Raw genomic sequence first — 26,254 nt, 5'->3', positions numbered from 1 at the left:
TTCTACTCGATTTCCAGCCTATTGACCTGCGTTCCAGTCTTGTTGAACACTGGTAGCCTTTGCGCCAATGTGCCAGACAGTATGCCTGTGACTTGTTCTTGCTACTTCTGAAACGTGTTCTTTCTGTCAGGTATTGCGCTTTACAGCAAGGTCTGGCCCTTAGGTAGTAAATATAGCTGTTTGCGCTTTCATTTTATCGTATTGTGCGTTTTTGTCAATAGCTTTAGTGTTGGTATATGGTCATTAAAAATGACAGGACAATGCAGGAGGATCAGACTTAAACTTACAATAGGATAAAGCGTAGCGTGGTATGTGGTGTCACAAAGGAAATCCTGCTTGGAGTGGCTATCAGGTGGGGTTTTATATCTTAGGTGAATGGGTAGCCAGTGATCCTTTTTTGTCAAGCTGATAGGCTGATTGATTTTGTCTTCAATCTGCCAGTCCTCTGAGCTGTTTTTTATGCTATAATCCTAATATGATGAAACGACAATTTGAAGATGTAAAGCGTATTGTAATTAAAATTGGAACCAGCTCACTGGTTCTTGCGAACGGGAAGATTAACTTAGAAAAGATCGACCATTTAGCCTTTGTGATTTCAAGCTTAATGAATAAGGGAAAAGAGGTTATTTTGGTTTCCTCTGGTGCCATGGGCTTTGGGCTTGATCTGTTGAAAATGGCCAAAAGACCAAGTCAGCTTGCCAAGCAGCAGGCTGTCTCAAGCGTAGGGCAGGTTGCTATGATGAGCCTTTATTCGCAAATTTTTGCTCACTATCAGACGACGGTGTCTCAGATTTTATTGACACGTGATGTGGTTATTTTTCCAGAAAGTCTAGCAAATGTTACCAATGCCTTTGAGAGCTTGATTAGCCTAGGTATTGTTCCGATTGTCAACGAAAATGATGCTGTTAGCGTTGATGAGATGGATCATTCAACAAAATTTGGAGACAATGACCGCTTATCAGCTATTGTGGCTCGTATTACAAGGGCTGATCTGCTGATTATGCTGTCAGATATTGATGGTCTTTTTGATAAAAACCCGACCATCTATGAGGATGCTTGCTTGAGGAGTCATGTGACAGAGATCACAGAGGACATTATAGCCTCAGCAGGCGGTGCAGGCAGCAGATTTGGAACTGGTGGCATGCTAAGTAAGATCCAATCCGCCCAGATGATGTTTGAGCATCAGGGGCAAATGATTTTGATGAATGGTGCCAACCCTAGAGACATTTTAAGGGTCTTGGAGGGAGAAAAGCTAGGTACCTGGTTTAAACAGATAGAAAGAGGTGATGCCTGATGACAATAGAACAGCTAGGACAAAGGGCTAAGGCAGCCAGTAGGGCCTTGGTATCCTTGACAACGAAGGATAAAAATCAATTTCTTGCCTTTTTGGCTGAGGAATTGGTGACCCAGACGGATATGATTTTGACAGAAAATGCCAAGGATCTGGTTAAGGCGGCTGAGCATGGGATTTCAGAGATTATGCTTGATCGCTTACGCCTGACAGCAGATCGTATCCATGCGATGGCTCAGGGCGTCAGACAGGTGGCAGACTTGGCTGATCCCATTGGCGAAGTGATTAAGGGCTATACAAATCTGGACGGCCTGAAAATAACCCAAAAGCGTGTGCCTTTAGGTGTTATTGCGATGATTTTTGAAAGCCGCCCTAATGTTTCTGTTGACGCTTTTAGCTTGGCCTTTAAGACCAATAATGCCATCATTCTTAGAGGTGGCAAAGATGCTCTCTACTCTAATATGGCCTTGGTCAAGCTTATCAGAAATGCCTTAGAGGCATCAGCTATTACGCCAGATGCTGTTTTGCTGGTTGAGGATACCTCTCATACTGTAGCTGAGGAATTGATGCAGGCAGCTGCTTATGTTGATGTTTTGATACCTCGTGGTGGTGCCAGATTAATTCAAACGGTCAAGGAAAAGGCTAAGGTGCCAGTCATTGAGACGGGTGTTGGCAATGTTCACATTTATGTTGATGAAGCAGCCGACCTAGAGATGGCTGTTAAGGTTGTGATTAATGCTAAGACGCAAAGACCAAGCGTCTGCAATGCTGCAGAAAGCCTGATTATTCATGAGAAGGTAGGAGCGACCTTTATTCCCATGCTTGAAGCAGCCATCAGTGAGGTCCAGCAGGTGGAATGGCGAGCAGATGAGCAGGCAAAAGCCTTGTTTAGCAAGGCTGTATTAGCCACAGAGGAAGATTATGCAGCTGAATTTTTGGATTATATCATGTCTGTTCATCTGGTTTCCTCTCTTGATGAGGCCATTTCCTGGATTAATCAGTATACCAGTCATCATTCAGAAGCTATCATCACAGCTAATATCAATGCTGCAGAGCGTTTTCAGGATCTGGTTGACTCGGCAGCTGTCTATGTGAATGCCTCGACACGCTTTACAGATGGCTTTGTCTTTGGTCTAGGAGCAGAAATTGGCATTTCCACACAAAAAATGCACGCTCGTGGCCCTATGGGACTTGAGGCCTTGACCAGTAGTAAATACCTGATCAATGGAAATGGCCATATTCGGAGCTAGCTGCTAAGGAGGTAGGCTTATGACAAGGGATCTAAAGAAGCAAGAAACCATACGAGACCTAAAGACATTAGCTTTTAAGCTTGAGTCTGTCATTGAGGCATTGAAAGAGCTTAAGAGGTGGGGATTTTTTGATTTGTTCGACAATGGGATACTAACAAGCTGGGTAAAAAGGCAAAAAATCAGTGCTGTTAATGAGAGCCTAGAGGACGTGAGAGATCTGGCTTGTAGGTATCAAAAGGAGTTGACTGCTAGTAGCACAAGCTCGCTTTCTGGGCTATCTCATACAGGCTGGGATAAGGGGCTTGATATTTGGCTGGATAATCCAGTGACAGACTGGCGAGTACTAAAGGAAACCAAGCACTTGCTTGAATCAGCAGAGGAGCTGTACCAGATTGTGCAGCAAGCTCTTAGTCATCTTGATGTCAAGGATAGCTAAGTCAAAAAAGTAAGAAAAAAGGAGACTTTCTTAGGCCTTGAAAGCCCTTTTCTCTTACTTTTTGATTTATAAACCATTTGAAGTATGGTACAATTAGAGCTATGACAAACGAATTTCATCATGTAACTGTACTTCTTCATGAAGCTGTTGATATGCTGGATATTAAGCCAGATGGTATTTATGTAGATGCGACCCTTGGTGGCTCTGGGCACTCAGCCTATTTGCTGTCCCAGCTTGGTGATAAGGGGCACCTGTATTGCTTTGATCAGGACCAAAGGGCTATTGATCATGCACAGCAGCTGCTCAAGCCTTATATTGACAAGGGACAGGTGACCTTTATTAAGGATAATTTTAGACACCTCAAGGCACGTCTTTTAGAGCATGGGGTTACAGAACTTGATGGGATTTTGTATGATTTAGGTGTCTCTAGTCCACAGCTAGATGAGAGAGAGCGGGGCTTTTCTTACAAGCAGGACGCTCCCTTGGATATGCGAATGGATAGCCAGGCAGCTTTGACAGCCTATGAGGTTGTCAATACTTATGATTTCAATGATTTGGTTCGGATCTTTTTTAAATATGGTGAGGATAAGTTCTCAAAGCAGATTGCTCGTAAGATTGAGCAGGCAAGAGCAGTTAAGCCAATCAGCACCACTACAGAGCTGGCAGCATTGATCAAAGCAGCTAAGCCAGCCAAGGAGCTCAAAAAAAAAGGACACCCAGCCAAGCAAATTTTTCAGGCTATTCGTATTGAGGTCAATGATGAGCTTGGTGCTGCTGAGGCGTCTATCCAGCAGGCGATAGAGCTGTTAGCTGTTGATGGACGTATCTCAGTGATTACCTTTCATTCCTTGGAGGATCGTCTGACAAAGCACTTGTTTAAAGAGGCAAGCACAGCTAATGCTCCAAAGGGGCTTCCTTTTATTCCTGATGAGCTCAAGCCTAAGCTTGAATTGGTTTCTCGTAAGCCGATTTTACCAAGTCAAAAGGAGCTAATGGCTAACAATAGGGCACATTCAGCCAAGCTACGAGTCGCAAGAAAAGTTCGGAAATAGATTATGGTTAATGAAAAAAGAACTCAGGCAGTTTCAAAAGCCTTGCAAAAAAGAATTAGAACTTTCTCGAGGGTTGAGAAGGCTTTTTATGCTACGCTTATCCTGACAGCAGTGACAATGGCTGTCAGCATTATTTACTTGCAAAGTCGTAAATTGCAGCTCCAGCAGCATATCACCCAGCTCAATAGACAGATCTCAGATAAAAGGACAGAGCTTAACAATGCCAAGCAAGAGGTTAACGAGCTGTCGCGTCGTGACCGCATTGTTGATATTGCTGGAAAAGCAGGGCTTAGTAACCGAAATGATAACATTAAGAAAGTCGAGTAATCTATGAAAAAATGGCAAAAATATTTTTTAGATTATGTGGTTCGTGATCGAAAAACACCTGTTCAAAACCGTTTGAGGGTGGGGCAAAACATGATGCTCTTGACCATCTTTATTTTCTTCATCTTTATGATTAATTTTATGATCATTATCGGGACGGATCAGAAATTTGGTGTCAAATTATCAGATGGAGCCAAAAAGGTTTACCAAGAGACGGTTTCTGTTCAGGCCAAGCGAGGCACGATTTATGATCGCAATGGTACAGCTATCGCTGTGGACTCGACAACCTATAGCATTTACGCCATTCTTGATAAGTCCTTTGTGTCAGCAACTGGTGAGAAGCTCTTTGTTCAACCGTCTCAGTATGACAAGGTTGCTCAAATCCTCAAGGAGCAGTTGGGCATGGAGGAAAAGGATGTTATCAAGCAGCTCAAGCGAAAGGGTCTTTTTCAGGTTTCCTTTGGTCCGTCTGGCTCAGGTATTTCCTATAGCACAATGACAACGATCCAAAAGGCTATGGAGGCAGCTAAAATCAAGGGGATCGCATTTTCAGCAAGCCCTAGCCGTATGTATCCAAATGGAACCTTTGCTTCAGAGCTGATTGGTCTTGCCTCACTTGAAGAAAACAAAAAGGACGGTACCAAGAGTCTAGTTGGAAAGATGGGCATGGAGGCGGCCTTTGACCGCATTTTATCTGGTGAAGATGGCATTATCACCTATCAAAAGGATAGAAATGGCAATACCCTACTTGGAACAGGAAAGACAGTGAAAAAGCCAATTGATGGTAAGGACATTTATACCACCCTGTCAGAGCCCATTCAAACCTTTTTAGAAACCCAAATGGACGTCTTTCAATCGAAGGCCCAAGGAGAGCTTGCAAGTGCCACTCTGGTGAATGCTAAAACCGGTGAGATCTTAGCGACCACTCAAAGACCAACCTACAATGCCGATACCTTAGAGGGGCTAAATAGCAAAAGCTATAGCTGGCAAAATATCCTCCATCAGGGTCAGTTTGAGCCCGGCTCAACCATGAAGGTTATGACTTTGGCTGCTGCTATTGATGAGAAGGTCTTTAATCCTGATGAGACCTTTAGCAATGCGAATGGCTTAACCATTGCTGATGCTACCATTCAGGACTGGGCGATTAACGAAGGTATTTCTACAGGGCAGTACATGACCTACGCTCAAGGCTTTTCATTTTCAAGTAACGTTGGCATGACCAAGCTAGAGCAAAAAATGGGAAATGATAAATGGATGAACTACCTGACCAAATTCCGCTTTGGATTCCGGACACGCTTTGGCTTAGAAAATGAAGACCCAGGCATTTTCCCTTCTGATAATATTGTTACCCAAGCAATGAGTGCTTTTGGTCAGGGGATTTCGGTGACGCAAATTCAAATGCTTAGAGCCTTTACAGCCATCTCTAATGACGGTGTGATGCTAGAGCCTCAATTTGTTAGTCGCATTTATGACCCCAATACAGACACTTATCGGGTGTCAGACAAGGAGATTGTCGGAAAGCCGGTCTCCCAAAAGGCTGCCAGTGAAACACGAAAATACATGATTAACGTTGGGACTGACCCACAATTTGGAACCCTTCATTTGAAATCATCAGGTCCAGTGGTTAAGGTTGGCCAATTACCAGTTGCTGTCAAGTCAGGGACCGCTCAGATTGCGACTAAGGACGGTACAGGTTATTTAGATGGTGGCTTGACAAACTATATTTATTCGGTTGTTGCTATGGTGCCGGCTGATGAGCCTGATTTTCTGATGTATGTTACACTAAAGCACCCAGAGCATTGGGCAATGGTCTTTTGGCAGGATATTATCAACCCTGTTTTAGAGGAAGCCTATCTGATGAAGGATATCTTAGACAAGCCAGCTGCTGTAGATGCTAATCACGAGGCTACTTATCAGTTGCCTGATATTGTTGGTCAAGATACCGGAAAAGCAGCTGATGAGATGCGCAGAAATCTGGTTCACCCTATTGTCCTTGGCAATGGCAGCAAGATTAAAAAGGTATCTAAGAAGGCAGGGACCAATCTAGCTGCTAACCAACAAATCCTGATTTTGTCAAATCATTTTGATGAGATGCCTGATATGTATGGCTGGACTAAGGCTAATGTGGCTACCTTTGCCAAATGGACTGGCATTGATATCAAGTACAAGGGATCAAGCTCGGGACGTGTCGTTAAACAGAGCGTTGATGTCGGAAAAGCGCTCAAAAAAGTCAAAAAAATTACCATAACTTTAGGAGATTAACATGTTTTTAACCATTCTAGCAGGCCTGATAGCCTTTGCTGTGGCTGCCCTTGCCATGCCTCACTTTATAAGGCTTTACCAGTTGAAAAAAATTGGGGGGCAGCAGATGCATGAGGATGTTAAGCAGCATTTGGCTAAGGCTGGAACACCTACAATGGGAGGAACAGTTTTTCTTCTTGTTGCCACAAGCTTATCCTTTGTATTTGCTTTAGTCTATTTTCGAGACGGGCAAAGCCTAGGCTTGATTTCGGGGATTTTATTGATTGTACTGATTTACGGGATCATAGGCTTTTTAGATGATTTCTTAAAGATCTTCAAGCAGGTTAATGAAGGCCTTACTGCCAAGCAAAAATTCATGCTTCAGATTGTTGGAGGTCTGGTCTTTTATGTGGTACATGTTAGGCCAAGTGGTATTGATGCGATTAATGTCTTTGGTTATCATTGGCATTTAGGCTTTTTATACCTATGCTTTGTTCTTTTTTGGGTGGTTGGCTTTTCAAATGCAGTCAATCTGACAGATGGTATTGATGGTCTGGCCTCGATATCTGTTGTGATTAGTCTGCTGGCCTATGGCGTTATCGCTTATGCTCAGGGGCAATTTGATGTTTTGCTCTTGATAGGTACTATGGTTGGTGCCTTGCTGGCCTTTTTCTTGTTTAACCATAAGCCGGCCAAAATTTTTATGGGTGATGTTGGAAGCTTAGCCTTAGGAGCCATGCTAGCAGCGATTTCTATTGCGCTTCGTCAGGAATGGACCTTGCTGGTTATTGGGATTGTCTATGTTCTTGAGACAAGCTCAGTCATGCTTCAGGTCACTTACTTTAAATACACCAAGAAAAAATATGGCGAAGGTCGTCGTATTTTTAGGATGACCCCTTTTCATCATCATCTGGAATTAGGCGGCCTATCCGGTAAAGCAGCCAAATGGTCTGAATGGAAGGTTGATGCCTTCTTATGGGCTCTTGGTCTTGTAGCCAGTCTCATTGTTTTAGCGATTCTTTATTTGTAAGCAACTGGGGCAGTGCTTGAGGCACCGCCTTTTGCTCGTCTCAAGCACTAATAGTATTATCAGAAAGAAAACGAGGTAAATGATGTCATTTCACGATTATCACTTTAAGCATTATATTCAAGAGGCCCTAGAGGAGCTTGGCTTTGTAGAGCCAACAGAGGTTCAGCAGCGTCTTATTCCGCTTGTCAGCACAGGACGAGACTTAGTGGGTGAGTCAAAGACAGGTTCAGGAAAGACGCATACCTTTTTGCTGCCTATTTTTGAAAAGCTCAAGGAGGAAAAAGAAGAGGTTCAAGCTGTCATTACAGCACCTAGCCGGGAGCTGGCGACACAGATCTTTGAGGCCAGCAGGCAAATTGCTAAGCACTCTAAGCAGGAGATTCGTATTGCTAATTACGTTGGAGGAACAGACAAGCAGCGTCAGCTTGACAAGCTAAAGCTTAGTCAGCCCCAGCTTGTCATTGGAACGCCAGGTCGTATCTATGATCTGGTCAAGTCAGGAGACTTAGCCATTCATAAGGCTTCTACCTTTGTTGTTGATGAGGCTGATATGACAATGGATATGGGCTTTTTAGACACTGTGGATAAGATTGCTTCAGCACTGCCAAAGACTATCCAAATGCTTGTATTTTCAGCGACCATTCCACAAAAGCTACAGCCCTTTTTAAAGAAGTATCTGACCAATCCTGTCATTGAACAGATCAAGACAGAAACCGTTATTGCAGATACGATTGATAACTGGCTGCTATCAACCAAGGGACGCGATAAAAATGAGCAAATCTTGGCGACCCTAAAGGCTATCCAGCCTTATCTGGCCATGATTTTTGTCAATACCAAGGAGAGAGCTGACGACTTGCATGCCTTCTTGGCAGCTAATGGCATGAAGGTAGCCAAGCTTCATGGAGGTATTCCACCTAGAGAGCGCAAGCGGATCATGAATCAAGTTAAAAACCTAGCATTTGAATATATTGTGGCAACGGATTTGGCGGCGCGTGGTATTGATATTGAGGGGGTTAGTCATGTGATTAACGACGCCATTCCTCAAGACCTGTCCTTTTTTGTGCATCGTGTGGGACGGACGGGTAGAAATGGCATGCCAGGGACAGCCATTACCTTTTATCAGCCAAGTGATGATTCTGACATCAAGGAGTTGGAAAAGCTGGGCATTAGCTTTATACCAAAGGTCTTAAAAAATGGCGAATTTCAGGATACCTATGATCGTGATCGTCGCCAGAATCGTGAAAAAGCTTATCAGAAGCTAGATACCGAAATGATTGGCCTGGTTAAGAAAAAAAAGAAAAAAATTAAACCAGGTTATAAAAAGAAAATTCAGTGGGCAGTTGATGAGAAGCGGCGCAAGCAGCGACGAGCAGAAAAACGCGCCAAGGGCCGAGCAGAGCGTAAATCCAGAAAGCAAAGCTTTTAAGACAGATGATTAATAAAGATTATACGTTCAAGAAAAAGATAATTTTCTTAGGTCAAAAAATTTGTTAGCGAGCATTCTAAGCTGATACGAACAGTAGGTCCTTGCAATAGCTGAGTCAAGGAACTGTGATTAGGTCCCAAAGCTGTTTAGGGATTGTTTTTAAAGGCTTCAACTCTGTTCAGTGTCCCATGTCAAATGGTCTTGTCGGAGTGTAAGGATTTCAATCTACGCGCCCTCAAAAGGAAGTAGCTTAAGGCTGGTGTGTCAAAGCGTATCCATTTCTTAATGTCAGTCACTATCCTGATAGCAGAGGGGGCGGCTTTAGTTGCTAGCAATTGGCTTTAGTTGCCACGCTTCAAAGATGGTTACTGTAACAATTGATATAGGTTCGATAATTTCAAATGTAAGCCTTATTTCTGTCGCACCTGTTACAGGAGTCTGGATTGAGGTGTATTAATGTTTGAGGAGGAGCTTGCTCCTCTTTTTGCTTGTTCAGCTCAATGTCTCTCTGAAGGCTATGGTTTTGGTTAGATGGTAAGCACTAAAAAACCTTATAAGCATTGAGCATGGGTCTAACCATTTCAATGCCTATAAGGCTTATGATTAGCTAATACTAGCTATTATATAAAGCAGTCGGTTAACTAAGCTGCGGTTACTTATTAGCCTCATACCAGGCTAGCACCGCTTCTTGAAGCTCTCCGATGCTGGTAGATTCTGGACTAAAGATATTGAGCTCTGAGACGCCATCAATACCGGTCTTAACACCGCCATCTCCCTCATAGCCTTCTAGGATACTCCAATACCCTCCGTCAGGATCGGCAATAATCCTTGAATTTTTAGTCAGGTACTCACCCTCTCCAGCGAAAATATAATTCATGAGGAAGGTCTCTGTCAGAATGCCCTCCTTTTTAGCCTGAGCTAGGTAAGTAATCATTTTATTAATGGTCACATTGTCATGATACTTAATTACTGGTTGTTTTCTTGACTGGATAAGACGTGCCATCTCCTTATGATTTAAATCGGAATAATCAGTGGAGTAGATAAATCTCGTTGATAAGCTTAAAACAGCTACTGTTAACAAAGTAACCGATACTATTACCTTTTTCATAGAAAGCCTCCTTATACTTAATTATATTGTAAAAAGATTAATAAAGCAACAGTTAAAGTTTAATAATAAAATTTTATTTTAAACTATTCGGTTGTTTTCTAATGTTGCACGAAAATGAAGCTGGATTTCTAGACTCTATAGGGCAGACAGGTCAGCTGCTTTTCTGATCATTAGCTACCAGCCTAGTAATAGAGGTGGATACGAACGGCCAGTTAAGATGCCGTAATACTGGTTGCGTGCCATCAACAGCGCTTTTTCGTCCTATAGAGGTGGTTACTAGTTCTGATATCAGTCAATTGAAAGCTTGAGGTGTTGATTTAGGCTTAGGTAGTCTGCTAATAGCTAAAGCTTGTCTGTGGTTAATCCATGATCAGGTGAATGAAGAATGTGCTGTTTTAATCAGATTGTGCTGATTTAGCTGCTTGTTTGATACTATTTTCTTATTGCCTTGATAAATAAATGATATTATTCAAATTTATCATAATCTGTTAAAATGGCTACTATTAAGAGATAGGAGTATGGTATGACAAAACAATTACAGCGAGCACTCTTTCTTTTGTTAGCTAGTCTAGGACTCTTGGCAGTCATGATTAGCCATGAGGTCACAGCCCGTCAAAAAGAGGTGGTCAGAGTAGCAACAGATGCTGCAACCAAGCCCTTTACCTATAGAAAGGAGCATAGCATTACAGGCTATGATATTGAGGTTTTAAAAAGGCTTTTTAAAGGCTCTAAAAAGTATCGGTTAAGCATAGAGGTGGTTCCTTTTCCATCGATTCTGGCTGGTATTGATGCAGGTCGTTATCAGATCGGGGCCAATAATTTTGGCTATAGTAAGGAAAGAGCTGCAAAGTATCTGTTTTCAAGTCCTATTTCGGCCTCACATTATGCTCTGGCAACAAAGGGCAAGCAGCAGTATAGAAGCTTAGCTGACCTTTCTGGAAAGAAAACCCAAGGCATAGCAGGCTCCAATTACATGCTTATCCTTGAAAAATGGAACCAATCTCACCCTGATCAAAAGCCTATTCATCTCACCTATGCTTCTGAGTCAACCCCATTGACCCAAAGGCTGCAGCTGCTGGAGAATGGCCAGCTGGACTTTCTTTTCTATGATGCTATTTCTCTAACCACCGTAGCTGAAGAGCAGGGTTTTGATCTACATGTGACAAAGCTCAAGGAGCAAGCTGATACTGCTAAGGACGGCTTGGAATATTATGTGTTTGCCAATGATCAAAAGGGTAAGGCTCTACAGCGCTTTGTCAATAAAAGGCTGGCTAAGCTAAAAAAATCAGGTCAGCTCAGAAAGCTTAGCCAAGCATTTTTGGGAGGAGACTTTGTCACCAAGGTTAATTAATTAATAGGGCTAAAAGCCCTCAAGCTCTGAGTCAGCTTCAATCTTTTGTTGATCTAGCCTTTGAGGCAGTTAGCTGTGGTGTCAAGCTTTTTGGCCTAGCAACTGATTGTTAGTCTTGTACCAGTGGCTGTATTCCTTTAGAATCAGCCATTTTGAGGCTTTGAGAGTGCAGCTCAAGATCAAGCTTGGTAGCTCCAAGGAGGTACTGTCACAGGCAGCTAAAAGAGCTTTTTTCCTTTGTTTGAGTCCTATCCTCTGCGATAGGCTTTTCTTATCGTTATCATGCGGATTTACTATTTTACATGACATCTCAAGAATGTTAAAATGAAAATATTGAGACAAACCAGTATAAAGGGGCGATACATGACATCTACGTTTTTAACAAGTGGGTGGGCTTGGTATGACAAGCTCATCTCGTTGATTCCAGAAGGGAAGCTGTTTAGCTGGCATGCTGTTTTTGATGCCATTCCAGATATTATCAGGCGTCTGCCAATCACACTTGGTTTGACGATAGCTGGTGCTGCCTTGGGTCTTTTTTTGGCCTTGGTTTTTGCCATTGTCAAAATCAACAGGGTTCGCATCCTTTATCCGATTCAAGCGGTTTTTGTTAGCTTTTTGCGTGGAACACCCATCTTGGTTCAGCTAATGCTGAGCTACTATGGTATTCCTCTTTTTCTGAAATTCTTAAATCAACGCTATGGCTTTGACTGGAATATTAATGCCATTCCGGCCTCTGTTTTTGCGATTACAGCCTTTGCCTTCAATGAAGCCGCTTATACGAGTGAAACCATTAGAGCTGCGATTCAATCCGTTGACGCAGGTGAAATTGAGGCTGCTAAGAGCTTAGGAATGACCTCTGTTCAGGTTTATCGCCGAGTTATCATTCCAAATGCTGCTGTTGTGGCAACACCGACCCTGATTAATGGCTTGATAGGCCTGACAAAGGGAACCTCTTTGGCCTTCAATGCAGGTATCGTTGAAATGTTTGCACAGGCCCAGATTCTAGGTGGAGCAGATTATCGTTATTTTGAACGTTATATTTCAGTTGCCTTAGTTTATTGGGGCATTAGTATTTTGATAGAGCAGGCTGGTCGCTTGATTGAATACAAAATGGCTATCAAAGCACCAGTCCCAACAAATAATAGCAAGATAGGAGAATTGCGCTAATGATTAAGGTAACTCATTTAACCAAGTCCTTCTCTGGGCAAAAGGTCTTGGACGACCTAACGGTGACGATTGAAACAGGTCAGGTCATCGCCTTGGTTGGTGCATCAGGCGCAGGGAAATCAACCTTCCTTAGAAGCATGAATTATCTTGAACAGCCAGACACAGGGAGTATTGCTATTGATGACTTTGCAGTTGACTTTGAACACATCACAAAAGAAGACATTCTAACGCTTAGACGAAAATTAGCGATGGTTTTTCAGCAATTTAACCTTTTTGAACGCCGCACAGCGCTTGACAATGTCAAGGAAGGCTTAAAAATAGTTAAAAAACTGTCTGACCAAGAAGCAACAGACATAGCTAGAGCAGAATTAGCTAAGGTTGGCTTGTCTGATCGCGAAAACCATTACCCTCGTCATCTATCTGGCGGTCAAAAGCAAAGGGTTGCTATTGCACGTGCTTTAGCAATGAAGCCAGATGTGCTCTTATTAGATGAGCCGACCTCAGCCTTAGACCCTGAGCTGGTTGGAGAGGTTGAACGGTCTATTATTGATGCTGCCAAGGCAGGTCAAACGATGATTTTAGTGAGTCATGATATGGCTTTTGTTTATCAGGTTGCAGATAGGGTGCTTTTTTTAGACAAGGGGAAAATTCTTGAAGAGGGAGCTCCTGAGCAGATCTTTAGACACCCTAAGGAAGCAAGAACAAAGGAATTTTTTGCAAACTATGCAAAAACGTATATTTAAAAGCCGGCTTTTGATATAATAAAAAGGTCTAGGTAGGCTAGGCTTTTCTTGTATGTGCTTAAAAGCTAAGCTGCCATGAAAAAAGGTTATGGTAATCAGGTAGATAAAGATGTTAGTAGAAATTTTTCGCTTTTATTTGGAAGGTCTGTTGTTAGCAGCTATTACGATGGTCATGCTTTGTCTTTTGTGGATTTTATGGCGTGCTGTGACCAAAAAGGATAAAACCATTCTCCAGAGACAGGCATTTTTATATGAGATGATCATGGTTGCTATTTTGACGATTCCGATTTTGTCCTTTGCCTTTATGAGCATTCTGGTGGTATTGAAGGCGAAATAATTGCAATATGATGTAGCTATTGTTAAAATGATGACAAGACTATTAAGAGGAGTTAACCCATGTACGATACACTCATTATTGGATCAGGACCTGCTGGTATGACAGCTGCTTTATATGCAGCACGTAGTAACCTACGAGTTGGCATTATTGAGCAGGGAGCACCCGGTGGTCAAATGAATAACACATCAGATATTGAAAATTATCCTGGCTATGATCACATTTCAGGACCAGAGCTATCGCTAAAGATGTATGAGCCGCTTGAAAAATTTAAGGTTGAAAACATTTATGGCATTGTTCAAAGGGTTGAGGATTGTGGTGATTATAAGCGTGTGTACACAGAAGATACGCACTACGATACTAAAACAGTGATTGTCGCGACAGGAGCAAAGCATCGTCTTTTAGGTGTTGCTGGAGAAGAGGAGTACACCAGCCGAGGTGTTTCTTATTGTGCGGTCTGTGATGGCGCTTTCTTTCGCAATCAGGAGCTATTAGTTGTGGGAGGTGGAGATTCAGCAGTTGAGGAAGCAATCTACCTGACCCAGTTTGCTAAGAAGGTAACGATTGTGCATCGTCGTGATCAGCTGCGTGCCCAAAAGATCTTGCAGGAGCGTGCCTTTGCCAACGAAAAGCTTGATTTTATCTGGGATTCTGTTGTCAGGGAGATTCAAGGAAACGACATTAAGGTTTCTAATGTTATGATTGAAAATGTCAAAACAGGTCAAGTGACTAGTCATGATTTTGGTGGTGTCTTTATCTATGTCGGCTTGATTCCAGTTACTCAAATGGTATCTGAGCTAGGCATTACCAATCAAGAGGGCTGGATTCTTACAGATGATCAAATGAAGACAAGTATTCCTGGTATTTTTGCTGTCGGTGATGTTCGTCAAAAGCAGTTGCGTCAGATCACAACAGCAGTTGGAGATGGTGCCATTGCTGGTCAAGGCGTCTACCATTACATTGAAAATCTAACATCTTAAAAAGGTCAACGCTAAAAAGGTTCAGTTGACCTTTTTAGTTTGCAAACCTTAGATAAAGTTGAACATTTTCTGAAAAACAGATATAATAGTGGTGTTTTTTTTATTGAATGGAGAGTCAAATGTCTACAAAAGAAGCTAAAAGCACTAAGGAACTTGAAAATGGCATGGTAAGAGGGCTGCAAAACCGACATGTTCAGCTCATTGCGATAGCAGGCACCATTGGAACAGGTCTCTTTCTAGGAGCTGGTCGCTCTATTGCGTTAACGGGCCCGTCTATTATCTTTGTTTACATGATTACGGGTGTCTTTATGTTTTTGATGATGCGGGCTATTGGTGAGATGCTGTACTATGACCCGGATCAGCATACCTTTATCAATTTCATTACAAAATATATTGGGCCAGGCTGGGGCTATTTTTCTGGGCTTTCTTACTGGATTTCTCTTATCTTTATTGGCATGGCAGAGATTACAGCTGTCGCCTCCTATGTTCAGTTCTGGTTTCCTGCTTGGCCGTCTTGGCTGATTCAGCTCGTTTTTTTGGTGTTGCTTAGCTCCATCAATTTAATTGCTGTGCGAGTCTTTGGAGAGACTGAGTTTTGGTTTGCCATGATTAAGATTGTTGCGATTTTGGCTTTGATTGCAACAGCAATCTTTATGGTTTTGACCGGCTTTGAAACGCATGTAGGTCATGCAAGCCTTGCTAATATTGTGGATCACTTTTCACTGTTTCCAAATGGGAAGCTGAAATTTTTCATGGCCTTTCAGATGGTTTTCTTTGCCTATCAAGCCATCGAATTTGTTGGTATTACAACATCTGAGACAGCAAATCCTAGAAAGGTCTTGCCAAAGGCCATCCAAGAGATTCCGATGCGGATTGTCATTTTTTACGTTGGTGCTTTGGTGTCTATTATGGCGATTGTGCCTTGGTATCAGCTGCCTACGGACGAATCTCCCTTTGTGATGGTCTTTAAGCTGATTGGGATTAAATGGGCTGCTGCTTTAATTAATTTTGTGGTCTTAACATCAGCGGCATCAGCCCTAAATTCGACCCTGTATTCGACAGGGCGGCATTTGTATCAAATCGCTAATGAGACCCCAAATGCTCTTACTAAAGCCTTAAGGATTAACACTCTGTCTCGTCAAGGGGTACCAAGCAGGGCTATTATTGCCTCAGCTGTTACTGTTGGAGTGTCGGCCTTGATTAATATCCTGCCGGGTGTTTCAGACGCCTTTTCGCTGATTACGGCCTCCTCATCTGGTGTTTATATTGCGATTTATGCTTTGACCATGCTTGCGCATTGGAAATATCGTCAATCCAGTGACTTTATGCCAGATGGTTATTTGATGCCAAGCTATCAGCTAACAACGCCATTGACCCTAGCTTTTTTTGCCTTTGTTTTTATTTCCCTGTTTTTACAGAAGTCCACTTATATCGGGGCAATCGGTGCTAGCATTTGGATCCTAGTCTTTGGCTGCTATAGTCAGCTCAAGTGTAAAAAGTGTTAAAGCGCTAAGGTGTGAGTTAAACAGATTGAAGAAAGGGCTATTTTGGTCAATTTCTTCAATCTTTTTTTATGAATGCTATCAACTGAAACTGCTTTTGTTAAAAAGCCATAAGCCCTTGTGCTATAGACTTTTTAGGAAGGTACTGGCAAAAAATATGTTAGGCTTAATAGCAGCTCAAGGCTTCTTTTTTAGAAAGCTTGAGCAGAGGATTTTAGTTGAGTCTTACAGGCCTATGCTAAAAATATGGTATAATAATAACAATTATGTTAAGGAGTTACTTATATGTACAGAGATGATAGTTTAACCCTTCATACTGATTTATATCAATTAAATATGATGCAGGTTTATTTTGAGCAGGGCATTCATAATCGTAATGCTGTCTTTGAGGTTTATTTTCGTAGAGAGCCTTTTAGCAATGGCTATGCAGTTTTTGCTGGTCTGCAAAGAATCGTAGAATACCTTGAGCAATTGACCTTTTCTGAGACTGATTTGGCTTATTTGGAGGAGCTAGGCTACAGTCCTTCTTTTTTGACCTATCTCAGAGAGCTTCGTTTAGAGCTGACGATTCGCTCAGCACAAGAGGGAGACTTGGTCTTTGCCAATGAGCCTATTGTTCAGGTTGAAGGACCTTTAGGTCAATGTCAGCTCGTAGAGACAGCTCTTTTGAATATCGTGAATTTCCAAACCTTGATTGCTACAAAGGCAGCCCGTATTCGCTCTGTTATTGAAGATGAGCCTCTATTAGAGTTTGGGACACGTCGCGCTCAGGAAATGGACGCTGCTATTTGGGGGACACGTGCTGCCGTTATTGGCGGAGCAGACGCGACAAGTAACATTCGTGCCGGAAAGCGCTTTGACATTCCTGTGTCTGGCACGCATGCACATGCTCTAGTACAGGCCTATGGTAATGATTATGATGCTTTCAAGGCCTATGCCAGTGTGCACAAGGATTGTATTTTCTTGGTTGATACCTATGATACGCTAAGAGTAGGTGTGCCAACAGCTATTCGTGTGGCTAAGGAATTGGGTGATAAGATTAATTTCTTGGGTGTTCGTCTGGACTCTGGTGACCTTGCTTACCTATCTAAGAGGGTACGTCAGCAGCTAGACGCTGCCGGCTTCACAGAGGCTAAGATCTACGCTTCCAATGATTTAGATGAAAATACAATCCTCAACCTGAAAATGCAAAAGGCTAAAATTGACGTTTGGGGTGTTGGAACAAAATTGATTACAGCCTATGATCAACCAGCTCTAGGTGCGGTCTATAAGATTGTTTCGATAGAGCAGGCAGATGGTACCATGCGCGATACCATCAAGCTATCAAATAATGCTGAAAAGGTATCAACACCAGGTAAAAAGCAGGTTTGGCGAATTACCAGCCGCGAAAAGGGCAAATCAGAAGGCGACTACATCACCTTTACAGGTGTTAATGTCAATGAGCTAGAAGAAATTCACATGTTCCACCCGACTTATACCTACATTAATAAAACCGTCAGAGATTTTGATGCTGTTCCTTTGCTAGTAGATATTTTTGATAAAGGAAAGCTAGTTTATCAGTTGCCAAGCTTAAAAGACATCAAGGCTTATGCTAGAAAGGAATTTGATAAGCTTTGGGACGAATACAAGCGTGTCTTGAATCCACAGCACTATCCTGTGGATCTTGCGCTTGATGTTTGGCAAAATAAGATGCATCTCATTGACAAAATTCGCAAGGAAGCCAGTAAAAGGAGTGATTGTATATGACATTACAAGAGGATATCATTCGTCAGCTTGGAGTCAAAGCAGTGATTGATCCTAAGCAGGAGATTCGCCAGTCGGTTGATTTTTTAAAGGCCTATTTGCTAAAACATCCTTTTTTAAAGACTTATGTCTTAGGGATTTCTGGTGGTCAGGATTCTAGCTTAGCCGGAAGGCTAGCTCAAATAGCGATTGAGGAGCTGCGTGCTGAAACAGGTGATAAGCAGTACCAATTTATCGCTGTCCGCTTGCCCTATGGTGTTCAGGCAGATGAGGCAGACGCACAAAGAGCTTTAGCATTTATTCAACCTGATCAAGTCTTGACGGTTAATATTAAAGAGGCTGTTGATGGTCAGCTAAGAGCCTTAGAGGTGGCAGGGCTTGAGATTTCTGACTTTAACAAGGGAAACATTAAGGCGCGTCAGCGTATGATTAGTCAGTATGCTATTGCTGGTCAGACAGCTGGTGCTGTCATTGGGACAGATCATGCTGCCGAAAATGTTACAGGCTTTTTCACCAAGTTTGGTGATGGCGGAGCGGATATTCTGCCACTTTTTCGGTTGACTAAGCGGCAGGGCAAGGCCTTGTTGAAGGAGCTAAAGGCTGATCCTAGCCTCTATGAGAAGGTGCCAACAGCAGATCTGGAGGATAAGAAGCCAGGACTTGCAGATGAGGTGGCATTAGGTGTTAGCTATCAAGAGATAGATGACTACTTAGAGGGACATAGGATTTCCGCTGAAGCTCAGGCAAGGCTTGAAGCTTGGTGGCACAAAGGGCAGCATAAGCGCCATCTGCCAATTACTATTTTTGATGACTTTTGGAAGTGATCCTCAAACCTATACAGGCTATAGATAAACCAATGCTATTTTAAATAGGTGAGGAGGGACAGAAGCTTCTATTAGGCATGAATCTAGTAGCTGTTGCCTAAGAGCTTCCCTCATCCTTAGCCCTATGAAGACTCTGACTTAGGGCTTTCTTGTAAATGGGATTGGGGTAGTCGTTGATTTGTCCCTATCTTAAAGCAGCCAAGATAAAGGAGAATGCTCAGCTAACTAAAAACCAGAGGCTTTAAGGTTGGGAGGTCTCTGGTTTTAGCTTTGCCATATGTTTCAGCTAGCTACCTGCAGTTTCTTGGACTAGCTGATAATGTCCTATCAATTGCTTTTGCTGTAGTAGAGACAATTTTTTGTGCTAATCACCATGATGACGTGAAGACTAGATACAGCTAGCTTCTTTGAGCCAATGCTGAGGTGGACATATGACATGTTTAGGTGCTCAAAGTCCAGCAGGTTTTGTCGTCTTTTGAGATGGCTTTTTGTCTGGTTATTGGAAAGCTGCTACTTAGCTTTAAAAATTAAGCCAGCCTAATTTTTTTACTTGAAGAATATCAAATAAGGTCTATAATAGAAGTAATCCTTAAAAATGAAATTGACAGTATTTATGGATTTTTCTGTCAACTTTATTTTTAGGTGTTGTTATTTATTATCTTTGGAGGAAAATGATGTCAGTATTAACAGAGACATTTACAGAACAGCTATATGCTAATTATGAAGCTAATGCTAAATATTTAGCTCTAGAAAATGCCATCACTCACAATGGCTTGCTTAAATCCTTGGAGACAAGACAAAGTGAGATCGACAATGATTTTGTCTTTTCCATTGACTTGACAAAGGATAAGGTCTCTAATCAAAAGGCTTCAGGTCGTTGCTGGATGTTTGCAGCCTTAAACACCTTTCGCCATAAGCTTATTTCAGAATTTAAATTAGAAGATTTTGAGTTGTCACAAGCACACACCTTTTTCTGGGACAAATACGAAAAATCAAACTGGTTTATGGAACAGGTGATTGCAACTGCTGATCAAGCCTTGACTAGCCGTAGGGTTAAGTTTCTTTTGGACGTTCCGCAGCAAGACGGTGGTCAGTGGGACATGGTTGTAGCCCTGTTTGAAAAATATGGTGTTGTGCCAAAATCAGTCTACCCAGAGTCTGTGTCATCAAGCAATAGTCGTGAGCTAAATCAATACCTCAATAAGCTCTTGCGTCAGGACGCTCAGATTCTTCGAGATGTGATCAGTGCTGGTGCTGATTATCAGGCAGTACAGGCTAAAAAAGAAGAGCTACTTCAGGAAATCTTTAATTTCTTAGCCATGAATCTTGGCTTGCCACCTCGTCAGTTTGATTTTGCTTATCGTGATAAGGATAATCACTATCATGCTGATAGAGGGGTCACACCACAGACGTTTTATGAAAAATATGTTGGCCTAAAGCTGTCTGACTATGTGTCTGTTATTAATGCTCCAACAGCTGATAAGCCTTATGGCAAATCTTATACGGTTGATATGCTTGGTAATGTTGTTGGCAGTCCTGAGGTGCGCTACCTTAATCTTGATATGGAGCGCTTCAAGGAGCTTGCTATTAAGCAAATGCAGGCTGGAGAGTCTGTTTGGTTTGGTTCAGATGTTGGTCAAGTATCAGACCGTCAAAAGGGTATCTTAGCCCTTAATACCTATGATTTTCAGGCAGGCATGGATATTCAATTGAGCCAGGACAAGGCTGGTCGTCTTGATTACAGCGAAAGCTTAATGACACATGCTATGGTTTTGACAGGTGTTGATTTAGATGATACTGGCAAGCCTATCAAATGGAAGGTTGAAAATTCTTGGGGAGATAAGGTTGGTGACAAAGGCTACTTTGTTGCTTCTGATGCTTGGATGGACGAGTATACTTATCAGATTGTGGTTCGCAAGGATCTCCTAACAGCTGATGAGCTAGCAGCCTATGAGGCAGAGCCACAGGTGCTTGCTCCTTGGGATCCGATGGGTGCTTTAGCCAAATAATTGAAAAAACTGGTTCAGAACATTTGAACCAGTTTTTTGTTATCAGTTGGTTTTCTTATCATCGGTGGAGCTTGATTGCTGCTCTGATGATGACGTTGTGCTATCGTTTGCTTCTGAGTGGCTGTCTTCAGTTGTATCCTCATCTGAGGATTGACTTGAAGATGAGCTGTTATTACCATAGAGGTTGTTGTAGACAGAGCTTGTATAATCGCTACTGTTTGTATAGGTACCACTTAGGTAGAGGAAGCCGCCGCTGCGATAGAGCCCGCTTGGCATGGTCCAATCCTCACTGTAGCCGCCGGTGAGATAGCTGATCATGTTGCGATAAACATGAGAAGCAATTTCTAGGCTGTAGCCATAAATTGGCGTCATACGGTTTTTATAACCAGTCCAAACCGCCATAGCGTATCGGTTGGTGTAGCCAACAAAGTTTTCATCTGGCGCCATTGTTCCCACGTAATCAGGAGATAGTCCATGTGTCTCAACAATTTGTGCCAGCTCCTCATCGGTATAGTTTGAGGTACCAGTTTTACCAGCCTGTGCAACTCCTGGGATAGCCGCAGCAGTACCTGTACCGTAGGTTAGTACCGTTTTTAGCATATCAGTCATCATATAGGCTGTTGTTTCCTTCATGGCACGCTTGCCCTTGTTTTCGATAACCTTGCTGGTGCCGTCGCTGAATTCAATTTTGTTGACGTATTGTGGCTTATAATAGAGTCCACCGTTGGCAAAAGCCGCATAGGCAGCAGCCATTTTTTCACTGCTTGCACCGTATTTTGAATCAGAGCTGCTATTGTTACTTGAGATGGCATTTGAATAATGCATCTCTGGATAGTTAATGCCCAGATCACTGAGGAAGGATTGTGCATAGCTAAGTCCTGCCGCCTCTAGAGCCCTAACTGCAGGGACGTTTCGTGATTGCATGAGAGCAGCTTGAATGGTCATCCAGCCATAGTATCTACGATCCCAGTTATAGAGCTGAGTGTGTGTCCCTGGCCAATAGTAGACAGAGTCGTTAGTTGTTTGAGCTGTAGAGTTGTAAGCACCAGATTCAATAGCAGGTCCATAGTCTGTGATCGGCTTCATGGTGGATCCCCAGTCACGATCGGTTAAGACAGCCTGATTGGTTCCAAAGGAAACGTTGGTATCCTGATTGCGTCCTCCTAATTGGGCGATAACGTGTCCATTTGTGACATCAATAACGGTTGAGGCAACCTGAAAGTCAGCATCAGGGTAATACACATAGTCCTCAGAATTGTAAATGTCATAAAGTCTTTTTTGGGCCTCTGGAATGATGTTTGTGTAAACCTTTAGACCAGAGGTAAAGATATCCTTGTTGGTCTCAGCCTTTACCTGCTCGATCACCTGCTTTAAGTAATTATCCATATATTTTGGATAGCTAGCGCGTTGCTGGAGGGGCTGTAGGCCTTCTGATATAGGTGTGGCGATAGCTGCCTCGTACTCAGCCTTGGTAATGTTCTTTTCAGCATACATTTGCTGAAGGACAATATTTCGGCGGCTTTGAGCTGTCTCAGGCTGTGTGTAGGGGTCATACTGGCTTGGGGCCTGTGGAATCCCTGCCAGCAAGGCTAGCTGAGCATAGGACAAATCTTTCAAATCCTTGCCATAATAGGCCTTAGCTGCTGTCAGCATACCATAATTACCATTTCCCATATAAACCTTGTTGATGTAGAAGGTCAGGATTTCTTGCTTGGTATATTTTCGCTCCATTTGAAGGGCCAGCCAAACCTCCTGAGCTTTTCGCTTCAAGGTCTGGTCAGACTCATTTGTCGAGAAGTAGGCTAGCTTAATCAGCTGCTGATCAAGTGTAGACCCCCCTTGGGTGGTTTTGCTTGTTAAATTGTGAAAGGCTGCACCTAAGATACGGTAGAGATCAACACCTCGATGATTAAAAAAGCGCTTGTCTTCTATAGAAATAATAGCATTGACCAGATTAATAGGAATGCTGTCAGCTGTAACATTTTCACGCTTTTCAGAGCCCAAGTCGGCAATCAAATGATTATTACCGTCATAAACAAGACTGGAATTGGTTGATTTGAGCTGGGCCTCAGAAAGCTTAGGGGCGCTGTTGATATAGTAAGCAAACAAAAGGCCTCCTAAGGCAATTGTCGCAATGATAAGGCTAAGAATAGCGCCTAATGCATATTTCAGGAATTTAAGGATTTTTGGATTGTTAATTGTAATCACCGCCTAAAAATTTTTGTTCTATAATATCTAAATAAGGAACCTGTGGAAATGCTCCTAGCTTGACCTCAAAGCCGTTTTTTCTGATATAATCAAGTGGCATTGATTTGTTGCCTCTGTCAATCTGATAAAAATCAATGAGTGCTTTGGCAGGTAAATAATAGGTTTCCTTTAGTGTCGCAAAGTGAAGGAGGACAAAGCAAATGCCTTTTTGCTTTAAAACAGCAGCCATGTGCTCAATCTGATGTGCGTGAAAGTTTTTCATTGGCATAGCTGTTTTTTGTCTTGTTTCTTTAGCTTCAAAATCAATATAATGCCCTTTGTAGATACCAGAATAGTCGGTCGTTGAAGCCTGCTTAAAATAAGCCTCAACAATCTTGGCTCGACTACGTCTTGGATAGTCTACCTTGACAATCTGTATCGGAGTTGGCTTTTTATGAATGACAGCAATGCCCTTGGCCAAGTAATAAGCGTTGGTTGCATTAATGGCTGCTTCAAAGGACATACCACGATTAGCAAAGTCTACTTGCTTGTGCTTTTGCTGCTTTTGAAGAGGGGCCACCTTCTGGCGAATAGGTTTATGAGGGTAGTTAACCATTGTTCTCCTAACATCATGACTTAATAATAATTTAAGTATTCACATTATAACATATTTTTGAAAGGATAACATCTAATGACTGCAATTCTCGTGACAGGCTATCGAAGTTTTGAGCTGGGCATCTTTAGTGAAAAGGATAAAAGAGTTGCCATTATCAAAAAAGCGATCAAAAGAGATCTAATTGCTTATCTTGAGGAGGGCGTAGACTGGTTTATTTTTACTGGGAATTTAGGGTTTGAGCAGTGGGCTCTAGAGGTAGCTAATGACCTCAAAAAGACCTACCCCTTAAAAACAGCTACTATTTTTGCTTTTGAAACGCATGGCAGTACTTGGAATGATCGTAATCAAGAGCTATTGCAGCAATTTCAGGCGACTGATTTTGTCAAATATAGCTATCCCAGCTATGAAAGCCCTAAACAGCTAAAGAGCTACCATCACTTTTTAATTCACAATACAGACGGAGCCTATCTTTTTTATGATAGTGAGCACGAAACGCGCCTAAGCTATTTGCTAGCAGCTATGAAGGAGCAGCCCTGCTATCCCCTTTCTTTTCTAGATTTTGAACGTTTAAACGACATTGCAGATGAGTAGCTAATGACATTTAAAAATCACTGGTATTTAAATACTTGCTTTTTAATTTATTTTTCTGTATCATAAATAGTGATATCAAAGTTTGATATTTGAAAAAGATTGACCGTTTGGAGAGTATAGAATGACAGGTATAATTTATAGTCCAAAGGACATTTTTGAGCAAGAATTTAAGACCAGTATGCGTGGCTTTGATAAAAAGGAGGTCGACGAATTCCTTGATAACGTTATCAAGGATTATGAGTATTTCAATGCTCAGATCGAGGCTCTAAAGGCTGAAAATGAGGCCTTAAAAAAGGCTAAGGCTCAGATGCGTGATCCTTTGACAGGCAACTCTCAAACGGTATCACAACCAACTAGAGTAGCACAGTCAGCCACCAATTTTGACATGCTAAAGCGCATTAGCAAGCTGGAAAAAGAGGTTTTTGGAAAGCAAATTATTGAGTAATGTAGATGTGCAATTTTTGGATAATCGCGTAGTATTGCAATACTATGAGGAAAGTCCATGCTAGCACCGGCTGTGATGCCGGTAGTGTTTGTGCTAGGCGAACAAATAAGCCTAGGGATGTGTTTGACACATTACGGCGAGTGAAAAGGCTAAGTCCTTGATATGCTAGAGTAACTCTGAAAGTGCCACAGTGACGTAGTTTTTATGGAAACGTAAAAAGTGGAACGCGGTAAACCCCTCAAGCTAGCAACCCAAACTTTGGTAGGGGCATGGGATAGTTGGAAACGAACAAGCTATCCTGACTGTTGACAGACAGTAGACAGATGATTATCGAAGGAGATAATACCTAGTTATTTCTGGAACAAAACATGGCTTATAGAAAATTGCATAATAGGTTAAGCTAGCATATGCTAGCTTTTATTTGGTTAGGATGGAAAGAGCTATATGAAAGAACAATTTACATTAGTAGCAACTGCAGCAGCTGGACTAGAGTCTGTTGTGGGTAAGGAATTAAAGGCCTTGGGCTTTGTTTGCCGAGTGGATAATGGCAAGGTATTCTTTGAAGGTGATATTGAAGCTATTGCTAAGGCAAATCTCTGGCTGCGAGCGGCTGACCGTATCAAGATTATTGTAGGTCAGTTCCCGGCACGAAGCTTTGAGGAGCTGTTTCAGGGGGTATTTGCCTTAGATTGGGAGCATTATTTGCCCTTAGGTGCTAGGTTTCCTATTGCAAAGGCTAAGTGTGTTAAGTCAACCCTGCACAACGAGCCAAGTGTTCAGGCTGTTACCAAAAAAGCCATTGTCAGAAAATTGCAGCAGCATTTTCATAGACCAGAGCATATTCCTTTGCAAGAGGTGGGGGCTGAGTTCAAAATTGAGGTCTCAATCCTAAAGGATCAGGCTACCCTGATGATTGATACTAGTGGCTCAAGCCTATTTAAGCGTGGCTACCGGGTGGAAAAAGGGGGAGCTCCTATTAAGGAAAACATGGCAGCAGCTATCCTCAAGCTGTCTAATTGGTTTCCGGATAAGCCCTTGGTTGATCCCACCTGTGGATCGGGGACCTTTTGTATCGAGGCGGCTCTCATCGGAATGAATATCGCTCCTGGCTTTAATCGCTCCTTTGCCTTTGAGGAATGGAGCTGGGTGGACAAGGATCGTGTTCAAAAGGTTCGTGACGCTGCTGAAAAAGAGGCTAATTACGATATTGAGCTGGATATTTCAGGCTTTGATATTGACGGTCGTATGGTTGAGCTTGCCAAGAGAAATGCTGAGGCGGCTGGCTTGGCTGATGTCATTACCTTTAAGCAAATGCGCTTGCAGGATTTCCGTACAGACAAGATAAACGGTGTCATCATTTCAAATCCTCCTTATGGAGAGCGTTTGCTTGATGACAAAGCAGTAGACATCTTGTATAATGAGATGGGACAGGTCTTTGCTCCATTAGTTACCTGGAGCAAGTTTATTTTGACGAGTGATGATCACTTTGAACAAAAATATGGTCAAAAAGCTGATAAAAAACGTAAGCTTTATAATGGTACTCTAAGGGTTGATTTGTATCAATTTTATGGAGAGAGGGTAAAGCGCAATCTGATATAGAGAGG

General features: G+C 42.3%; 23 protein-coding genes and 1 other RNA gene. 21 read left to right on the top strand and 3 right to left on the bottom strand.

The genetic code is table 11. The features are described 5' to 3' along the window. The first annotated feature begins 475 nt into the window (after nt 1-475). The 8 genes from proB (at nt 476) to I2432_RS08180 (ending at nt 9,050) form a co-directional block, all read left to right on the top strand. Nucleotides 476-1,294: a glutamate 5-kinase gene (gene proB / locus I2432_RS08215; protein WP_043053371.1), complete on the top strand. Its 819-nt coding sequence runs from the start codon at nt 476-478 to the stop codon at nt 1,292-1,294. Further along, nucleotides 1,294-2,541, top strand: a complete 1,248-nt coding sequence (locus I2432_RS08210; protein ID WP_206158724.1) for a glutamate-5-semialdehyde dehydrogenase — start codon at nt 1,294-1,296, stop codon at nt 2,539-2,541. The genes proB and I2432_RS08210 overlap by 1 nt, the downstream gene beginning before the upstream one ends. Nucleotides 2,542-2,560: 19 nt before the next feature. After that, complete coding sequence (locus tag I2432_RS08205) at nt 2,561-2,977, top strand: hypothetical protein (RefSeq protein WP_111678427.1); 417 nt, start codon at nt 2,561-2,563, stop codon at nt 2,975-2,977. A gap of 101 nt (nt 2,978-3,078) precedes the next feature. Further along, nucleotides 3,079-4,029: a 16S rRNA (cytosine(1402)-N(4))-methyltransferase RsmH gene (rsmH, locus tag I2432_RS08200; protein ID WP_111678425.1), complete on the top strand. Its 951-nt coding sequence runs from the start codon at nt 3,079-3,081 to the stop codon at nt 4,027-4,029. Nucleotides 4,030-4,032: 3 nt separating this feature from the next. Continuing rightward, the gene (gene ftsL / locus I2432_RS08195; protein WP_012516176.1) at nt 4,033-4,356 is read left to right on the top strand and encodes a cell division protein FtsL; all 324 of its coding nucleotides are present in this window, start codon (nt 4,033-4,035) and stop codon (nt 4,354-4,356) included. Between the two features lie 3 nt (nt 4,357-4,359). Beyond that, nucleotides 4,360-6,615: a penicillin-binding protein PBP2X gene (gene pbp2x, locus I2432_RS08190; protein ID WP_111678423.1), complete on the top strand. Its 2,256-nt coding sequence runs from the start codon at nt 4,360-4,362 to the stop codon at nt 6,613-6,615. A gap of 1 nt (nt 6,616) precedes the next feature. Beyond that, nucleotides 6,617-7,624, top strand: coding sequence for a phospho-N-acetylmuramoyl-pentapeptide-transferase (gene mraY, locus I2432_RS08185; protein WP_206158723.1), 1,008 nt, complete (start codon nt 6,617-6,619; stop codon nt 7,622-7,624). Nucleotides 7,625-7,706: 82 nt separating this feature from the next. Beyond that, entirely contained in the window at nt 7,707-9,050 is a 1,344-nt protein-coding gene (locus I2432_RS08180) for a DEAD/DEAH box helicase (RefSeq protein ID WP_111678858.1), read from the top strand. A gap of 652 nt (nt 9,051-9,702) precedes the next feature. Here I2432_RS08180 and I2432_RS08175 read toward each other — a convergent pair. Beyond that, nucleotides 9,703-10,158 (bottom strand): hypothetical protein, encoded by a 456-nt coding sequence (locus I2432_RS08175; protein WP_111678419.1) that lies wholly within the window; start codon nt 10,156-10,158, stop codon nt 9,703-9,705. A gap of 523 nt (nt 10,159-10,681) precedes the next feature. Here I2432_RS08175 and I2432_RS08170 point away from each other — a divergent pair. From I2432_RS08170 to pepC, 9 genes are all read left to right on the top strand, one after another. Beyond that, complete coding sequence (locus I2432_RS08170; protein WP_111678417.1) at nt 10,682-11,509, top strand: transporter substrate-binding domain-containing protein; 828 nt, start codon at nt 10,682-10,684, stop codon at nt 11,507-11,509. 363 nt (nt 11,510-11,872) lie between these two features. Then, nucleotides 11,873-12,676, top strand: coding sequence for an amino acid ABC transporter permease (locus I2432_RS08165; RefSeq protein ID WP_111678415.1), 804 nt, complete (start codon nt 11,873-11,875; stop codon nt 12,674-12,676). Beyond that, entirely contained in the window at nt 12,676-13,419 is a 744-nt protein-coding gene (locus tag I2432_RS08160; protein ID WP_111678413.1) for an amino acid ABC transporter ATP-binding protein, read from the top strand. The genes I2432_RS08165 and I2432_RS08160 overlap by 1 nt, the downstream gene beginning before the upstream one ends. A 109-nt stretch (nt 13,420-13,528) precedes the next feature. Further along, complete coding sequence (locus I2432_RS08155; protein ID WP_012516167.1) at nt 13,529-13,756, top strand: DUF4059 family protein; 228 nt, start codon at nt 13,529-13,531, stop codon at nt 13,754-13,756. A 59-nt stretch (nt 13,757-13,815) separates the two neighbouring features. Then, nucleotides 13,816-14,733, top strand: coding sequence for a thioredoxin-disulfide reductase (trxB, locus tag I2432_RS08150; RefSeq protein WP_111678411.1), 918 nt, complete (start codon nt 13,816-13,818; stop codon nt 14,731-14,733). 119 nt (nt 14,734-14,852) lie between these two features. Further along, complete coding sequence (locus I2432_RS08145; RefSeq protein ID WP_206158722.1) at nt 14,853-16,238, top strand: amino acid permease; 1,386 nt, start codon at nt 14,853-14,855, stop codon at nt 16,236-16,238. Between the two features lie 282 nt (nt 16,239-16,520). Then, nucleotides 16,521-17,981 (top strand): nicotinate phosphoribosyltransferase, encoded by a 1,461-nt coding sequence (locus I2432_RS08140; RefSeq protein ID WP_111678405.1) that lies wholly within the window; start codon nt 16,521-16,523, stop codon nt 17,979-17,981. After that, entirely contained in the window at nt 17,978-18,802 is an 825-nt protein-coding gene (gene nadE, locus I2432_RS08135; protein ID WP_111678403.1) for an NAD(+) synthase, read from the top strand. Before I2432_RS08140 ends, nadE begins: the two co-directional genes overlap by 4 nt. A gap of 674 nt (nt 18,803-19,476) precedes the next feature. After that, nucleotides 19,477-20,811: an aminopeptidase C gene (gene pepC, locus I2432_RS08130; RefSeq protein ID WP_111678401.1), complete on the top strand. Its 1,335-nt coding sequence runs from the start codon at nt 19,477-19,479 to the stop codon at nt 20,809-20,811. Nucleotides 20,812-20,853: 42 nt separating this feature from the next. Here the strand turns inward: pepC and pbp1a are convergent, their stop codons facing one another. Continuing rightward, nucleotides 20,854-23,019 carry a penicillin-binding protein PBP1A gene (gene pbp1a, locus I2432_RS08125; RefSeq protein ID WP_206158721.1) on the bottom strand — a complete coding sequence of 722 codons (2,166 nt, stop codon included), beginning with the start codon at nt 23,017-23,019 and terminating at the stop codon, nt 20,854-20,856. After that, nucleotides 23,006-23,614: a Holliday junction resolvase RecU gene (gene recU / locus I2432_RS08120; RefSeq protein ID WP_206158720.1), complete on the bottom strand. Its 609-nt coding sequence runs from the start codon at nt 23,612-23,614 to the stop codon at nt 23,006-23,008. The genes pbp1a and recU overlap by 14 nt, the downstream gene beginning before the upstream one ends. Nucleotides 23,615-23,689: 75 nt before the next feature. Between recU and I2432_RS08115 the strand changes: the two genes are divergently transcribed. The 4 genes from I2432_RS08115 to I2432_RS08100 all read left to right on the top strand — a co-directional run bounded on the left by I2432_RS08115 (nt 23,690) and on the right by I2432_RS08100 (nt 26,249). Further along, nucleotides 23,690-24,205, top strand: coding sequence for an SLOG family protein (locus tag I2432_RS08115; RefSeq protein WP_037579781.1), 516 nt, complete (start codon nt 23,690-23,692; stop codon nt 24,203-24,205). Nucleotides 24,206-24,326: 121 nt separating this feature from the next. Further along, entirely contained in the window at nt 24,327-24,650 is a 324-nt protein-coding gene (gene gpsB / locus I2432_RS08110) for a cell division regulator GpsB (RefSeq protein ID WP_111678397.1), read from the top strand. 12 nt (nt 24,651-24,662) lie between these two features. Continuing rightward, an RNA gene (gene rnpB, locus I2432_RS08105) (RNase P RNA component class B) lies at nt 24,663-25,031 on the top strand. A 63-nt stretch (nt 25,032-25,094) separates the two neighbouring features. Continuing rightward, complete coding sequence (locus tag I2432_RS08100) at nt 25,095-26,249, top strand: THUMP domain-containing class I SAM-dependent RNA methyltransferase (protein ID WP_111678395.1); 1,155 nt, start codon at nt 25,095-25,097, stop codon at nt 26,247-26,249. Nucleotides 26,250-26,254 lie beyond the last annotated feature (5 nt).

The sequence above is a fragment of the Streptococcus equi subsp. zooepidemicus genome (assembly GCF_015689395.1).
GTDB classification, from domain to species: Bacteria; Bacillota; Bacilli; order Lactobacillales; family Streptococcaceae; genus Streptococcus; species Streptococcus equi.
Note: the sequence above shows the minus strand (reverse complement) of the source record. Positions and strands in the feature narration are given on the sequence as shown.